The 15,358-nt window shown below is 66.2% G+C and carries 16 protein-coding genes; 7 read left to right on the top strand and 9 right to left on the bottom strand.

Annotated elements, in window-relative coordinates; translation table 11 throughout:
• The first annotated feature begins 57 nt into the window (after positions 1–57).
• Positions 58–1,737, top strand: a complete 1,680-nt coding sequence (locus FDW83_RS04140) for a DEAD/DEAH box helicase (protein ID WP_138136321.1) — start codon at positions 58–60, stop codon at positions 1,735–1,737.
• A gap of 8 nt (positions 1,738–1,745) precedes the next feature.
• Entirely contained in the window at positions 1,746–2,618 is an 873-nt protein-coding gene (locus FDW83_RS04135) for a site-specific DNA-methyltransferase (protein ID WP_138136320.1), read from the top strand.
• A 65-nt stretch (positions 2,619–2,683) separates the two neighbouring features.
• Here the strand turns inward: FDW83_RS04135 and FDW83_RS04130 are convergent, their stop codons facing one another.
• On the bottom strand, positions 2,684–3,532 hold the full coding sequence (locus FDW83_RS04130) for a PHP domain-containing protein (protein WP_138136319.1): 849 nt from the start codon (positions 3,530–3,532) through the stop codon (positions 2,684–2,686).
• Between the two features lie 80 nt (positions 3,533–3,612).
• Here FDW83_RS04130 and FDW83_RS04125 point away from each other — a divergent pair, with 80 nt between their 5' ends.
• The gene (locus FDW83_RS04125) at positions 3,613–5,193 is read left to right on the top strand and encodes an aminopeptidase P family protein (protein ID WP_138136318.1); all 1,581 of its coding nucleotides are present in this window, start codon (positions 3,613–3,615) and stop codon (positions 5,191–5,193) included.
• Positions 5,194–5,278: 85 nt separating this feature from the next.
• Here the strand turns inward: FDW83_RS04125 and FDW83_RS04120 are convergent, their stop codons facing one another.
• A complete protein-coding gene (locus FDW83_RS04120; RefSeq protein WP_138136317.1) occupies positions 5,279–6,244 on the bottom strand; it encodes a general stress protein in 966 nt (321 codons plus the stop codon).
• 77 nt (positions 6,245–6,321) lie between these two features.
• On the opposite strand from FDW83_RS04120, the gene FDW83_RS04115 reads away from it, so the two are divergent.
• From FDW83_RS04115 to FDW83_RS04105, 3 genes are read left to right on the top strand one after another with little or no spacing between them, the layout of a single operon-like run.
• Positions 6,322–7,605, top strand: a complete 1,284-nt coding sequence (locus FDW83_RS04115; protein ID WP_138136316.1) for a magnesium transporter MgtE N-terminal domain-containing protein — start codon at positions 6,322–6,324, stop codon at positions 7,603–7,605.
• Entirely contained in the window at positions 7,589–8,275 is a 687-nt protein-coding gene (locus FDW83_RS04110) for a DUF1003 domain-containing protein (protein WP_138136315.1), read from the top strand. Before FDW83_RS04115 ends, FDW83_RS04110 begins: the two co-directional genes overlap by 17 nt.
• Positions 8,276–8,317: 42 nt before the next feature.
• Entirely contained in the window at positions 8,318–9,463 is a 1,146-nt protein-coding gene (locus FDW83_RS04105) for an Mrp/NBP35 family ATP-binding protein (protein WP_138136314.1), read from the top strand.
• Between the two features lie 29 nt (positions 9,464–9,492).
• Here FDW83_RS04105 and FDW83_RS04100 read toward each other — a convergent pair whose 3' ends face one another.
• From FDW83_RS04100 to sigE, 3 genes are all read right to left on the bottom strand, one after another.
• Positions 9,493–9,903, bottom strand: coding sequence for a Sec-independent protein translocase TatB (locus FDW83_RS04100; protein WP_138136313.1), 411 nt, complete (start codon positions 9,901–9,903; stop codon positions 9,493–9,495).
• Positions 9,904–9,972: 69 nt separating this feature from the next.
• On the bottom strand, positions 9,973–10,836 hold the full coding sequence (locus tag FDW83_RS04095) for an anti-sigma factor (protein WP_240720837.1): 864 nt from the start codon (positions 10,834–10,836) through the stop codon (positions 9,973–9,975).
• 7 nt (positions 10,837–10,843) lie between these two features.
• Complete coding sequence (gene sigE / locus FDW83_RS04090) at positions 10,844–11,458, bottom strand: RNA polymerase sigma factor SigE (RefSeq protein WP_138136312.1); 615 nt, start codon at positions 11,456–11,458, stop codon at positions 10,844–10,846.
• 228 nt (positions 11,459–11,686) lie between these two features.
• Between sigE and FDW83_RS04085 the strand changes: the two genes are divergently transcribed.
• On the top strand, positions 11,687–12,319 hold the full coding sequence (locus tag FDW83_RS04085) for an O-methyltransferase (protein WP_138136311.1): 633 nt from the start codon (positions 11,687–11,689) through the stop codon (positions 12,317–12,319).
• 71 nt (positions 12,320–12,390) lie between these two features.
• Here FDW83_RS04085 and FDW83_RS04080 read toward each other — a convergent pair whose 3' ends face one another.
• The 4 genes from FDW83_RS04080 to FDW83_RS04065 all read right to left on the bottom strand — a co-directional run bounded on the left by FDW83_RS04080 (position 12,391) and on the right by FDW83_RS04065 (position 15,281).
• Positions 12,391–12,558, bottom strand: coding sequence for a DUF3117 domain-containing protein (locus FDW83_RS04080; protein ID WP_009357720.1), 168 nt, complete (start codon positions 12,556–12,558; stop codon positions 12,391–12,393).
• A 232-nt stretch (positions 12,559–12,790) separates the two neighbouring features.
• Entirely contained in the window at positions 12,791–14,056 is a 1,266-nt protein-coding gene (locus FDW83_RS04075) for a hypothetical protein (RefSeq protein WP_138136310.1), read from the bottom strand.
• On the bottom strand, positions 14,053–14,469 hold the full coding sequence (locus tag FDW83_RS04070) for a DivIVA domain-containing protein (RefSeq protein ID WP_138136309.1): 417 nt from the start codon (positions 14,467–14,469) through the stop codon (positions 14,053–14,055). Before FDW83_RS04070 ends, FDW83_RS04075 begins: the two co-directional genes overlap by 4 nt.
• Positions 14,470–14,498: 29 nt before the next feature.
• A complete protein-coding gene (locus FDW83_RS04065) occupies positions 14,499–15,281 on the bottom strand; it encodes a TIGR00730 family Rossman fold protein (RefSeq protein WP_138136308.1) in 783 nt (260 codons plus the stop codon).
• Positions 15,282–15,358: the final 77 nt, after the last annotated feature.

Raw genomic sequence — 15,358 nt, 5'->3', positions numbered from 1 at the left:
TCCATCCGGCCCGTTGAGCAGGCAGCGCCACTGCCCAAATGAATAAGGAAACTCCCTGTGAGTGAATTGCATACCCACCAGCTTCTGACGGATGAGTCCGGCACCGAGACCATCGAGCCGGAAGAGACCATCATCTCGGATGAGAAGCCGCACGAAATCGCGGAAAAGTCCTTCGTTGACTACAACGTCCGCGAGGACATCGTGGAATCGCTGGCCGACGCCGGCATCACCCACCCGTTCCCCATCCAGGCCATGACCCTGCCGGTGGCCCTGACCGGGCACGACATCATCGGCCAGGCCAAGACCGGCACCGGCAAGACCCTGGGCTTCGGCATTCCCGCGCTGCAGCGCGTCATCGGCCAGGACGACCCCGGCTACGCCAAGCTTGCCGTCCCGGGCGCTCCCCAGGCCCTGGTCATCGTGCCCACCCGCGAACTCGCGGTGCAGGTGGCCAACGACCTGCAGACTGCGTCCCGCAAGCGCAACGCCCGGATCGCCACCATCTACGGCGGCCGCGCCTACGAGCCCCAGGTGGAGGCGCTGAAGCAGGGCGTGGAAGTGGTGGTCGGCACTCCCGGCCGCCTCATCGACCTGTACAAGCAGCGGCACCTGAGCCTCAAGAACGTCAAGATCGTCGTGCTGGACGAGGCAGACGAAATGCTGGATCTCGGCTTCCTGCCCGATGTGGAGACCCTTATCGCGGCAACCCCTGCCGTCCGCCAGACCCTCCTGTTCTCCGCCACGATGCCCGGCCCGGTCATTGCCATGGCCCGGCGCTACATGACGCAGCCCACCCACATCCGCGCCGCGGATCCGGATGACGAGGGCATGACCAAGCGGGACATCCGCCAGCTGATCTACCGAGCGCACAGCATGGACAAAATTGAGGTTGTGGCGCGCATCCTGCAGGCCCGTGGCCGGGGACGCACCATCATCTTCACCAAGACCAAGCGCACCGCCGCGAAGGTCGCGGAGGAACTGGTGGACCGCGGATTTGCGGCAGCGGCCATCCACGGCGATCTGGGCCAGGGCGCCCGCGAACAGGCCCTGCGCGCGTTCCGCAACAACAAGATTGACGTCCTGGTGGCCACCGACGTCGCCGCCCGCGGCATCGACGTGGAGGACGTCACCCACGTCATCAACTACCAGTGCGTCGAGGACGAGAAGATTTACCTGCACCGGGTTGGCCGCACCGGCCGCGCCGGCAACAAGGGCACGGCGGTCACGTTCGTGGACTGGGACGAGGTGCCCCGCTGGGCACTCATCAACAAGGCGCTCGGCCTCAACGTGCCGGAACCGGTGGAAACGTACTCCTCCTCCCCGCACCTCTACACCGACCTGGACATCCCGGAGGGCACCAGGGGCCGGCTGCCGCGCGACAAGCGGACGCTCGCCGGCGTCGACGCCGAAGTGCTGGAGGACCTCGGTGAAACCGGCAAGAAGAACAGCCGGGGCGGCCGCGGAGAGGGCCGGGACCGCGCCGGACGTGGACGTTCGGGCGGGTCCGGCAGCCGTGAAGGCAACCGCAGCGGTGAGTCCGGCCGCTCGGGTGAGCGCCGCCGTCGTACTTCCGACTCGGCGACGGCGTCCGCTGCCGCCGGGGAACAGGCAGCAGCCGGGTCCGACGGCGAGCAGCCCACGCGTGCCCGCCGAACCCGCACCAGGACCCGCCGCCGCAACGGTGAAGTGGTCAGCAGCACGGACAAGGGCGCGCAGCCTGGCACCAGCGAGGGCTAACTGCCCCCATGAGTGACACTGTCTGGGCGCCGGACGGCGGCAGCCTGGTGGTGCACGCGGACAACGCGGAGTACCTCCCCACGCTGCCGGACGGCGCCTTCACACTGATTTACGTTGACCCGCCCTTTAACACGGGCCGGCCGCAGCAGCGCCGGGAAACGAGGATGGTGGCAAACGCGGAGGGCAGCGGCGACCGCGTGGGCTTCAAGGGCCGCTCCTACGACACCATCAAGGGCGCGTTGCACCGGTATGACGATGCGTTCAGCGACTACTGGTCCTTCCTGGAGCCGCGGCTGGTGGAGGCGTGGCGCCTGCTGGCCGACGACGGGACCCTGTACCTGCACCTCGACTACCGGGAAGTGCACTACGCCAAGGTAATGCTTGATGCGATCTTCGGCCGGGAATGCTTCCTGAACGAGATCATCTGGGCCTACGACTACGGAGCGCGCGCCAGGAACCGCTGGCCTACCAAGCACGACAACATCCTTGTGTACGTCAAGAACCCGGCCAAGTACCACTTCGACAACGCCGAAGTGGACCGGGAGCCGTACATGGCCCCCGGGCTGGTGACGCCTGCCAAACGCGAGCTGGGCAAGCTGCCCACGGACGTCTGGTGGCACACCATCGTTTCACCCACGGGCAAGGAAAAGACGGGCTACCCGACGCAAAAGCCGGAAGGCCTGGTCCGCCGGGTGGTGGCCGCCTCAAGCAGGCCCGGTGACTGGTGCCTGGACTTCTTCGCGGGATCCGGAACGCTTGGCGCTGTGGCGGCGAAGCTGGGCCGGAAGTTCGTGTGCGTGGACCAGAACCAGCCGGCAGTAGACATCATGGCCCGGCGGCTGGGTGCCCACGCCACCTTCACCACTTTCCAGCCCAACTGACTCGCAGTTAACGTCGCCGGAACGCCTTTTCGCGACGTTAACTGCGAGTCAGTTGGGTGCTTGGGTCAGGGGCGGACGACGGCGGCTCCGGTCCCCTGCTCCTCGATGCGGGCCAGGGTTTCCGGTGCGGTGAGGTTTTCACCCAGCAGGTTTGGTTTGCCGCTGCCGTGGTAGTCCGACGATCCGGTAATGAGCAGGTCATGCTGCGCCGCAAGCTTCCGGAGAAAGTTCCGCCCCTCCTCCGGATTGTCCCGGTGGTCGATCTCCAGGCCGGCGAGGCCGGCATCGATCATCTCCAGGTAGGTCCGCTCCCCCACAATCCGCCCACGGGACGAAGCCACCGGATGGGCGAAGACGGGAACGCCGCCCGCAGCCCGGATCAGTTCGACGGCGGCGGCAGGGTTGGGTGCGTAGTGCGGGATGAAGTACCGCGAACGGGAGGTCAGGATGGATGCGAAGGCTTCCGACCGGTCCTCCACCACACCGGCGGCCACGAGGGCATCGGCGATGTGCGGGCGGCCCAGGGTGGCGCCCGGAGCCACGTGGTGGATGACGTCGTCCCACGTCAGCGGATAATCCTCGGCGAGCAGCGTGACCATGCGCTCGGCCCGGGTAAGCCGGGCATCCTTGGCCTTGGTGATCTCCTCCAGCAGGCCCGGGTGCGCGGGATCGTGCAGATAACTCAGGAGATGGACGCTGATGCCCTCGCTGGTCCGGCAGGAAACCTCCATGCCGGGCACCAGTGCCACGCCGAGTTCGACGGCGGCGGCGGAGGCTTCCGGCCAGCCGTCGGTTGAATCGTGGTCGGTCAGTGCCACCACGTCCAGTCCTGCCCGCGCGGCGGACGCCATCACGTCCGCGGGCTTCTCCGTGCCGTCGGAAACATTGGAGTGGGCATGCAGGTCAATCCTCACTTGTCCAGACTAGTAGACGTGGGCTCCGCACCGGTGGAAGTCCGTTCGCATCACCGGGGTGCTGGTGAGACGATGGTCCGGTGAACGATGCCGAAAACACCTCCAACTCTGCCTCCCAGCCGCTGGAAGAGCGCGTCAACAACCGCTCGCAGCGGCCCAGTTCCGACGCTTTCAAGGCCTTCATGGCCAGCAACTGGGCACCGTCCAGCCCGGAACTGCCCGGTCGCGACGCAGTCGCCGGCTACGCCGCAACCCGGCGCAAGGCCATCTCCTCCAAATTCAAGGGTGAACGGCTGGTCATCCCGGCCGGACCGCTGAAGGTCCGCTCCAATGACACCGACTACCGGTTCCGCCCCCACTCCGCGTTTGCGCACCTGACCGGCCTCGGCCTGGACCATGAGCCCGACGCCGCCCTCATCCTGGAGCCCGTTGAGGAAGGAAAGGGCGACGACGGCGGCCACCACCGTGCCACGCTGTACTTCCGTCCGCTGGCAGGAAGGGACACCGAGCAGTTTTATGCCGATGCCCGGTCCGGCGAGTTCTGGATCGGTGCCCGCCCCACGCTTGCCGAGTTCGAGGCGCGCCTGGGCCTGCCGACCGCGCACATCGACCAACTGGAAACGGCCATCACCAAGAACGTGGGTGCCCCTGAGATCGGCGGCATCTCCATTCGCCTGGTCCGCAAGGTCGACGAGAACATCGATGCCCTGGTGGACACCGCGCGGTACAACACTGCCCGGGACCCCGAGAACCTGGACCTCGGCGTCCTTGATGCTTTGGACGAGAAGCTCAGCGAAGCCCTCTCCGAGCTGCGCCTGCTCAAGGATGAGTGGGAAATCGGGGAGATGAAGACAGCGGTGGCCGCCACCGTCGAAGGGTTCGAAGAGGTAGTGAAGGCGCTCCCCCGCGCACTGACCCATGTCCGCGGCGAACGGGTGGTGGAAGGTGCGTTCTTTGCCCGTGCCCGAGAGGTGGGCAACGAACTCGGCTATGACACCATCGCTGCATCCGGCAACAACGCCACGGTGCTGCACTGGACCCGCAACACCGGCAAGATCCAAGCCGGAGAACTGCTGCTGCTGGATGCCGGCGTCGAAGTCGACTCCTTGTACACCGCGGACATCACCCGCACACTGCCGGCAAACGGAATCTTCAGTGAGGTGCAGCGCAAGGTGTACCAGGCAGTGCTGGACGCCGCAGATGCAGGGTTTGCCGCCGCGCGGCCCGGCGCCAAGTTCCGCGACATCCATACCGCAGCCACCACTGTCCTGGCCGAGCGACTTGCGGAGTGGGGTCTCCTGCCGGTCAGCGTGGAGGAGGCCATCAGCCCCGAGGGCCAGCAGCACCGCCGCTGGATGCCCCATGGCACCAGCCATCACCTGGGCCTTGATGTCCATGACTGCGCACAGGCCAAGCGGGAACTTTACCTGGACGGCATCCTGACCGAAGGCATGGTGTTCACCATCGAACCCGGCCTGTACTTCAAGGTTGAGGACCTTGCGATTCCGGAGGAGTACCGCGGGATCGGCGTCCGCATTGAGGATGATGTCCTCATGACCGCCGGCGGGCCGGTCAACCTCAGCGCCGCCCTGCCCCGTAAGCCCGAGGACGTAGAGGACTGGATGGCCGGGATCTACCGGGAGTCGGAGGACGCCCGGTAATTACCGGGCAGGGCAATGGCCTGGCGACACAAAAAGCGGGGCTGCCGGAGTTGGACTCGGGCGGCCCCGCTTCTGCATATGACGGTTACTGCCGCGGGCCGGCCGGCCGCTGTCCGTCGGCGTCCCCGCCGGCAGGCAAGTCGTCGCTGCCCTGCCGGGCGGCGTCCTGCTGCTGGTCATTGTTGCCGGAAGCGGAAGCCGCACCCGGCTGGCCCGGCTGGGCGGCGGGAGCCTGGGGCAGCCGCACGCCGTACTGCGGCCGGCCGTCCGGCAGGTCCGGATAGCGGACCGAACGCGCCGGTGCCGGTGCCGGGGCGTGCTGCCCGGGCACCCCGGCGTCGTAATCCTGCCCGCCCTGCTGCCCGCCGCCGGCAGCATGATTGCCGTCCTGTATCGAAGACCCGGAGGACTGGCCGTAGGGATCCGTCCAGCCCGAGGGGCGGGAAGGGCCCTGGCCGGGCTGCTGGTAGGGGTGGTTCTGCTGGTAGGGCTGGTTGTAGTAGTCCCGCTGCGTATAGGGGCCGTTGCCGGCTGCCGCATCCGAGCGGGTCATCGGCAGCTGCTGCAGGAGCCGGCGGGCCTCATGCGCGGCCTCGGGCGACACGATGACGTCATAGGTGGTGGCAACTACCTGGCTGGTGGACGTGAAGTCACGCTTGCCCCGCTGCATGGCGTAGGTGACGATGCCGAAGAGCATAAAGAACGCGGCACCCATCAGCACCGAGGTCATGATGGAGAAGTACCCTGGCGACGGAGCGAAGAAGGACAGCAGGACGCCTACAAACAGGCCGAACCACATGCCGCTCAGCGCCCCGGACAAAGCCACCCGGGGATAGCTCAGGCGCCCCGTAACCCGCTCCACCATCTTCAGCTCGTTCCCCACGATGGAGACCATCTGCACCGGAAACTGCTGGTCCGCAAGGTAGTCCACCGCCTTTTGGGCATCAAGGTAGGAGGTGTAGGAGCCCACGGTCTCGCCGGTGGGAACGGCCCGGGATTCATCCATGCCGCTCGGACCGCCTGCCCTGGGAGCACCAAAAATGTTTGCCATACCCCCATTCTTGCCCATGACTATGTATGCTGCCTGTGAATTCAGCTAAAAGAGAGCAGACTCGGTAGCCTGTAGGGGTGAGCACAACACCTACGCGCGTCTTTGTGGCGCGCCTTCTGGGACTCGACGTCTTCGACCCCCTGGGCGACCGGCTGGGCCGGCTGCGCGATGTTGTTGTGCTGTCCAGGGGAACCCAGGGCGCCCCGCATGTGGTTGGCATCGTGGTGGAAGTGCCCGGTAAAAAGCGCGTCTTCGTGCCCATGACGCGCATCACTTCAATCGACCAGACCCAGATTATCTGCACGGGGCTGGTGAACCTGCGCCGCTTCGAACAGCGCGGCGCAGAGACCCTGGTGGTCGCCGAGATGTTCGACCGCCGGGTAACCCTCCGGGACGGCAGCGGGGATGCCACCATCGAGGACATTGCCATGGACCAGCACCGCTCCCGCGACTGGTTCGTCAGCAAGCTCTTTGTCCGCCGCGGCCACTCCCTCTCCCCCCTGAGCCGGCTGCGCCGCAACGAGACCCTGATCATCGACTGGGCCGACGCCCTGCAGGGTCCCCGGACCGAACCGCAGGCGGCCACCCAGTTCGTGGCCAACCACGAGGACCTGAAACCTGCCGACTTCGCCGAGGCGCTGCAGGAAATGAGCGACAAACGCCGTTTCGAAGTCGCCAGCGAACTGCAGGACGAGCGGCTGGCCGACGTCCTCCAGGAACTCCCGGAGGATGACCAGGTGGAGATCCTCTCCGCCCTGGACGTCCAGCGTGCCGCCGATGTTTTGGAAGAGATGGACCCGGACGACGCCGCCGACCTCCTGGGCGAGCTCCCCTCCGCCCAGGCCGAGGAACTCCTCCAGCTGATGGAGCCGGAAGGCGCAGAGGACGTCCGGCGGCTCCTGGAATATGACGAGGACACCGCCGGCGGCCTGATGACGCCTGTTCCGGTGATCCTGCCGCCGGAAGCAACGGTGGCGGAAGCACTGGCCCACGTCCGCCGCGAGGAGCTCTCCCCGGCCCTCGCTTCCGCGATTTTCATTGCCCGCCCGCCGCTGGAAACCCCCACCGGACGGTTCCTGGGCGTCGTCCACATCCAGCAGCTGCTCCGGTTCCCGCCGTTCGAACCGCTGGGTAACCTCGTGGACAAGAATCTGGAGCCGCTCTCCGACCAGGCCCATATCAGCGAGGTGGCGCGGACCCTTGCCACGTACAACCTGAACTCCCTTCCGGTGGTCAATGACACCGGCCGGCTTGTAGGGGCGGTGACTGTTGATGACGTCCTGGACCATTTGTTGCCGGATGACTGGCGCGCCCACGATGGCGAAGCCCCGATAAGAAAGCTGGGTGGCCGGATTGGCTGACAACAGTACTCCCAAGAACCCCAGCCAGCGCAACCAGGGAAAGGGAAGCCTCGACACTCCCCTGAGCGGGCGCCAGCGGATTCTGCCCAAGCTTTCCCCGGACCCGGACGCCTTCGGACACGCTACCGAGGGCTTTGCCCGCTTCATGGGCACCCCGCAGTTCCTGCTCTACATGACGGTGTTCTGTATCTTCTGGTTGAGCTGGAACACCTGGGCACCGGCAGAGTGGCAGTTCGATTCCAAGGATCTCGGCTTCACCCTGCTGACGCTGATGCTCTCCCTGCAGGCCTCGTACGCTGCGCCGCTGCTGCTTCTGGCCCAGAACCGGCAGGACGACCGGGACCGCGTCTCGCTGCAGCAGGACCGGCAGCGCGCCGAGCGCAACCTGTCCGATACGGAGTACCTGACCCGCGAGCTGGCCTCGCTTCGGATCGCACTGCGCGAGGTTGCCACCCGCGATTACGTCCGGGCGGAGCTGCGTTCGCTGCTGGAGGACCTGCTCGAAGCCCAGGAGGAGCTGCGGACCCATGACCAGTCCGGTCCGGGCAGCCACGAGTCCCCGCGGGACAAAGTCAAGGACAAGCTGCGTGAACAGCGTGACCGGCAGCGGACTCCCAGGACGCAGCAGATTCCCAGGGTCAAGCCGGGGCATTCCGCCCAGGATCGATAACAGTACTTCCCCGAAAGCAGCCCCGCCCTCATGAGTTCCCCCATGGATCCGAATCCTGCCCGCCATCCTGCCTTGGCGGAGGCCGTCAATGACGCCCTCGCCACCGTCATCGATCCTGAGCTGCGGCGGCCCATCACGGAACTGGGCATGGTGGAATCGGTTCAGGTGTCCGACGACGGCAAAGTCACCCTGGCCGTGCTCCTCACCATCGCCGGGTGCCCGCTGCGGGACACTATCAGCGCCGATTCGGAAAGTGCACTGTCCGCGGTACCGGGCGTCACCGCCGTCGAGGTGGACCTGAAGGTGATGAACCAGGCACAGCGCGACGCCCTGAAGGAAAAGCTCCGCGGCACCGGCGGCCAGCGCGGTATTCCGTTCAACCAGCCCGATTCGCTGACCAAGGTCTACGCCGTGGCCAGCGGCAAGGGTGGGGTGGGCAAGTCCTCCGTCACCGTCAACCTTGCCTGCGCCTTGGCCGCCCAGGGCCTCCGGGTGGGGATCGTTGATGCCGACGTGTACGGCTTTTCCGTGCCTGCCCTGTTGGGCATCACGCAGGCCCCTACCAGGGTGGACGACATGATCCTGCCGCCCGTTGCCTACGGCGTAAAGGTGATATCCATCGGAATGTTCGTCAGCGGCAACCAGCCGGTGGCCTGGCGCGGGCCCATGCTGCACCGGGCGCTGGAGCAGTTCCTCACGGACGTCTACTTCGGCGACCTCGACGCCCTGTTCCTTGACCTTCCGCCGGGCACCGGCGACATCGCCATCTCGGTGGCCCAGCTGCTGCCAAGGGCCGAGATCCTTGTGGTGACCACGCCACAGGCCGCCGCCGCTGACGTGGCCGAGCGGGCCGGAGCGATTGCCACCCAAACGGGCCAGAAGGTGGCGGGCGTCATCGAGAACATGTCCTACCTGGAAATGCCCGACGGCGGCAGGATGGAACTGTTCGGAAGCGGCGGCGGGGCGGTGCTCACCGAGAGGCTGACGGCCACCGTGGGTACCGATGTGCCGCTGCTTGGACAGATCCCGCTGGACATCCAGCTCCGTGAGGGCGGGGACACCGGGGTCCCGATCGTGGTGGGCCAGCCAGGCACTCCCGCGGCCGCCGCGCTCTCAGGTATAGCGGGCAAGCTCGCAGCAGCGCCGCGGGGCCTTGCCGGGCTAAAGCTCGGCCTTCAGCCGCGCTGACAGCCCCGCCCGCTGTTTTTCAGGCCGGCCTAAGTGGCTTCCGTGTCGTACGGGGCGGCCTCGCCGGGCGGCAGCGTCTGCACCATGCGCTGGGGGCGGGCAGGTGCGGACCCTACGGCGGCTACAGCGGCCGTGCCTGCTACGGCTGCCACTGCTGCCGGCGCACCGGCGCTGACCGGCTTGGAATCGTCGTCGAGCAGTGCTTCCTTGATGATGCGCCGGGGATCGTACTGGCGGGGATCGTACTTCTTCCAGTCGACATCGTCGATGTCGATCCCCACTTCTTCCTTGATCTGCTCGCGGGCGCCGGACGCCATCCGGCGGACTTCCTTCACCAGGTTCGCGAGTTTCTGGGTGTATTCGGGCAGCCTCTGGGGGCCGATCACCAGGACGCCAATGATCAGCAGAAGGAAGAACTCCGGGCCGTTGATTCCAAACACTTTAGGAAGATTACCCTCTCCGGGCTGCCACTGACGATTTACGCCGTGCCTGGCCGGTAACGGCCACCATCACCGGCTGAAAAGGGCAACAATGTTGTTGATGCCGCGCTGCAGCCGGGTGCCCAGGGTCTCACCGTTTCCGTCCGGAGCGCCAGCCGTCCCGGCGGCGAGCCCGGCCGCGGACTGGTCGCCAAGGCGCTGCAGGATGGGCAGGGCGTCGTCGGCACGGTCGGCGGGCAGGTTGGATTCGTAAGTGAACGTTCTGCCCGGCGACCGGTACGTGGCTGTCCAGGGCGAGGTGCCGCGGAGCTGCATTGTTCCGTGCGCGCCGGCCGCACCCCGCACGGAAGCCCCCGGAACGGTGGCGTGCTGTTCGGTCACCGTGGCGTAGTGCGCTCCGTCCGAGAGCCGCAACGAAACCGCCGGTTGGCCGTCAATGACTACGGCTTTGGCGGACTCCAGGTGGAAACCCATTGCCTCAAGCTCAGGGCATGCCCACCCCTCGGCCCGCAGCTTGCCCAGCTGCTCCTCCGTCAAAGTCCGGCCGTCCGCGGGTGTCTGGGCGGACACTTGGGACAGGGCTGCGGACGTTGCTGTTCCTGCCGGGGTGAGGGGATCACCCGCGGCTGCAAACGCTCCGGCGGCGAGCACGCCCGCAGCTGCCACGGTGCTGCCGGCCGTCACGGCCAGCGCGCGGACGGCCGTCCGCGGTGCGGTTGACCGGACGGCGGCAGGCTGGGCTTGCGCCGCAAGCATAGAGGTCCGGGCCAGCAGCCGGGCCGTCAGGTCATCACTCGCCGGCGGGATCGGGGCGTCCCGGAGGCGCTCCAGGTACTGGCGTTCCCGGCGCACCTCGGCCGCGCATTCAGGGCATGCCGAGAGATGGCCGGGCGTCCGCTGGTGCCTGCCGCCAAGGGGAAAAGGGGACCTCATACGCCGATCAGAGGATGCCTGCGATGCGCGGCATGGACAGTTTGCGCCTCGACTGCTGCGGACGCGGGTCCCTGTGTGCCAGTTTTTCGCGGAGCATGGTGCGGCCGCGGTGGATACGCGAGCGGACGGTTCCGAGCTTGACCCCCAGTGCTTCCGCCACCTCGTCGTAGGACAGCCCCTCAAGGTCGCACAGCACGACGGCGGCCCGGAAGTCCGGCGGAAGCTCCTCCAGCGCGGCCTGGACATCCAGGTCCAGGTTGTTCAGCTCGAAACTCTGTTCCGGGCCAGGTTCACGGCCCGGCAGGCGTGATTCGGCGTCCTCGGCCAAAGCGTCGAAGCGGATGCGGGTCTTGCGCCGGGCCTGGTCAAGGAAAAGGTTGGTGGTGATGCGGTGCAGCCAGCCGTCCAGCGTTCCCGGCTTAAAGTTCTCCAACGACCGGAACACGCGGACGAACACCTCCTGGGTGAGGTCTTCGGCGTCGAACTTGTTACCAGTCAGGCGGAAGGCGAGCCGGTAGACTTTTGCGGAGTGGTTGGTGACCACTTCTTCCCAAGTAGGACGGACCCACTCGGCGTCGGGTTGGTTTTTTGCAGGGACAGGTGCCACAACTGAAGATGACATCGTCCACTCCCCTCGTGGAATGCTAACGCCCGGATACTGTTGACATCTCTGGTTCGGCGCCGATCACCTGGTGGATGAGCGGATCATTATCATTTCAAACTTGGCTGGGAATTTCCTGACTGCCGGAAAGTTCAGCCATGGGCGCAACGGCCCTCTTCCGCGGCCGGTTTGTCCGGACCCAGTAGGCTGTAGGAGACATTCCCCCTCACGCCTGGAAAGCGAAAATTCATGAGCGCCGACAAGTCCATCAGCTGGTCCTATGCAGAAGATCTGCCCGCTGAGGATGAGGTCATGCTTCGGGCCCGTGAGCGTTCCTTTGAACTGGGTGTCACCCCCATCGGACCGGGCGTGGGCGCCGTCCTCACGGTCCTGGCTACGGCGTCAAAGGCGCAGACCGCCGTCGAAATCGGAACGGGCGCCGGGGTGTCCGGCGTGTGCCTCCTGCGCGGCCTTGGCCCGCAGTCCGTCCTCACCACCATCGACGTGGACGTTGAACACCTCCGGGCCGCGCGCGAGGCCTTTACCGAGGCCGGCAGCCCGGCCAACCGCACCCGCACTATTTCCGGCCGCGCCGGCGACGTCCTGCCGCGGCTCACGGATGCCGCCTACGACCTGGTGTTCATCGACGCAGACAAAACGGGCCTGCCCGGATACGTGGACCAGGCAGTCCGGCTCCTGAAGCGGGGCGGCCTGCTGATCATCAATGACGCGCTGGACAAGGACAAAGTGGCCAACCCGGCAGGACGTGAGGCCACCACCGTGATCCTTCGCCAGATTGGCAAGGCCATCCGCGACGACGACCGGCTGGCTTCGGCGATGCTGCCCACCGGGGACGGCCTGCTGGTGGCCGTCAAGAAGTAGCGCGGCGGCCGCCGGGCACGAAAGACAGGACAGGGCCCGCAGCCTGTAGCTGCGGACCCTGTCCGGCACGATTATTCGGTAACGCCTACCAGGCATTCCTTCAGGTTTGCTGCTTCGGCAGCGTTCAGTTCGACCACAAGGCGCCCGCCGCCTTCGAGCGGGACGCGCATGATCAGGCTGCGGCCCTCCTTGGTGACTTCCATTGGGCCGTCGCCGGTGCGTGGTTTCATCGCCGCCATGAGGAATTCCCCTCCAATTTGTCCCAGGACTGATCAGCCCGGGCGGGCTGTGTCCGCATGTCGATCAAGCCGCTATGGCGGGTTGTTTCCACCGCCAAGGCTGCGCGTATTCTGAATGCTTTTTGTCCTTGCTTACTTATCATTATCGCGGAATTACCCGTACGTAGCTAATCGATGGACATTTTCGCCTGGTCAGTATTTCCGCTTTGACCTGCGTGGAAGTCCAGCCAAACTACGGCGGGTAATCTCCGCCGCCGGGCAATTGCGCCCAGGCCCACAACCAGACAATCCATACGACCTGGAGCAGCAGGAACATGGTCACCACCGTGCCCCGGTAGGCCCTCGACCTGGAGAGCAGAACGGCGCCCAGGGCCAGCGGGAACAGCGGCAGGAGCATGCGGAAGGTGCTGGTCTGCGGATGCAGGAACGCCACCAGGTAGCCCATGTAGCACGCGCACCACAGGCGGAGTTCGACGCCGAGCCGCACTACGGGCGGCAGGAACAGCATTGCGCCGAACAGCGCGGCGAAAACGAACGGTGCCAGCGGCCCCAGTACCGGGCCAAAAAGGTCGACGCCGGCATCGAACCATGGCTTGAACGGCACCAGGTCATGTCCCCGCCACACGGTTTCAGTCTTGGTATAGGCCTGGAAGTCTCCGGTTGCCGCCCACGCCGCCACGGGCCACGCCAGGGCGGACATGCCTGCGACGGCGGTCAGCCCGGTCAGTGCGGCGAGATCGCGCACCGAATGTGTGCCCGCATCCTGCCTGGTTTCCGCGCCGTTGCCGCGGAAACGTTCCACGAGCCTGCCACCCAGGATGAGCCCGAGCATCAGTGCGAAAGGAACGCCGACGGGCCGCGACAGGCACAGCAGCACCACCACCGGGATGGCCCAAAGGTACTGGCGGCGGACCACCAACAGCAGCGCGGTGGCAAGCAGCAACAGGGAGAGTGACTCCGCATACGGAACCTGCAGCACTGCGGAGACCGGGAAGGTGGAAAAGAAGGCAACGCCCCACAGCGCGGGTGCGTGCGAAGCTTTCTGCCGGAAGAGTGCGTAGACCAACAGCGCCGCCCCCCAGCCGGCGAGCATGGCGATGATGGTCAGCGACGCTGCACCGTTTAATCCGGTGACAGTGCTGAGGCCCGCGGCAAGGGCGGGGTAGAGGGGATAGAACGCCCACGCGTTCTCCTGCACGTTGCCGGCAGCATCAGTGGGCAGGACCGAGGGGTAGCCGTTGGCGATGACTTCCCCGTACCAGCGCGCATCCCAGATGTTGATGAAGTTCCAGTAGTCGGGCTTGGCGGGAAACCAGGGATTGGGGCCCTGGTGCAGGGCGGCGGCCATGAAGATACAGGCGCTGGTCAACCGGGCCGCGATGTAGATGGCCGAAACCTGTGCCCACCAGGGCCAGGCGCGCATCACCGCACCGGCCCTTGCCGCCGCTGCCTGCGCGGACGGGGAAAACCCGGTCCGGCGCCGCGCAACGGTGCTCACCGGCTGCCTTTCCCGGGCGCTGCTTCGCCCAGGTCCGGCACCCCGGCGGATTCGTCGTCGGACTTCCCCGTGTGGTTCCCCGCGGACTGTTCCTCAAGCGCGAGCAGCCGGGCACGCAGCTCTTCCACCTCCTGCTGCCTGGCAGCGAGCTGGTCCCTCAGGTCGTCGAGGACCTGGTCCACCTGGTCCATCCGGTAGCCCCGGAGGCCGAGGGAGAAGCGCACCCGGTCCACATCCCCGGGACGGGCGTCGGCCGGCAAGAGCACGGGGGGAAGGTTGGCCGGGGGCTGGTCAAACCCGCCGTCGAGCAGCACAGGCAACGGCTCCCCCGTACTCCTTGCCCGGCGGCCGAGGCTGACCCAGACAACAGCCCCAACCAGCGCGATGGCGAGGAAGACCAGAAAAAAGCTCACAGTTCCATCGTGCCAGACGCAGGGACGTCCTACTCAGGCCGCTGTTCGCCGTTCGGGCTTGGAGTGATGGGCACGTTCAGCACGCGGTTGACCGCTTCCGCGGGATCGTCCACGAGCTGGATCAGGTCGAGGTCCTTTTCCGAAACCATTCCCTCAGCCACCAGGGTTCCGCGGATCCAGTCGATCATGGGTCCCCAGAATTCAACGCCGAGCAGCACGATGGGGAATGAGGTCACCTTCCGGGTCTGCACCAGGACCATCGCCTCGAACAGCTCGTCCAGGGTTCCCAGGCCGCCGGGCAGCACAATGAATCCCTGGGCGTATTTCACGAACATCGTCTTGCGGGCAAAGAAGTACCGGAAGTTGATCCCCAGGTCCACCCACTGGTTCAACCCCTGTTCAAAGGGAAGCTCGATGCCGAGCCCCACGGACACGCCGTTGCCTTCAACGGTGCCGCGGTTGGCAGCTTCCATTGAGCCGGGTCCCCCGCCGGTGATGACGGCGACGCCGGCCTCCGCCAGTTTCCGGCCCACCTCCACGCCCATCTCGTAGTAGGCGCTGCCGGGTTTGGTGCGGGCGGAACCGAAGACGCTGACGGCTTTGCCGATGTCCGCCAGTGCACCGAAGCCCTCCACGAATTCGCTCTGGATCCTGAGGACCCGCCAGGGATCGGTGTGGACAAACTGCCCGGGGCCCTTCGTATCAAGCAGATGCTGGTCGGACATTTCCACCGCGGCCTGCTTGCGGCGCAGTTCAAGGGGCCCCTTGCGGCGCGGCTGTGAATTCTTGGCCGGATCTACGTTGATACTCATTCCCCTAGGCTAACCTCCCGCGGCAGGTATCTCTTGAATCACGATCCACGTGAACTTGGGGTGATTCCCGTCATAGC

This window comes from Pseudarthrobacter sp. NamE2, from assembly GCF_005796205.1.
Classification (GTDB): domain Bacteria; phylum Actinomycetota; class Actinomycetes; order Actinomycetales; family Micrococcaceae; genus Arthrobacter.
Note: the sequence above shows the minus strand (reverse complement) of the source record. Positions and strands in the feature narration are given on the sequence as shown.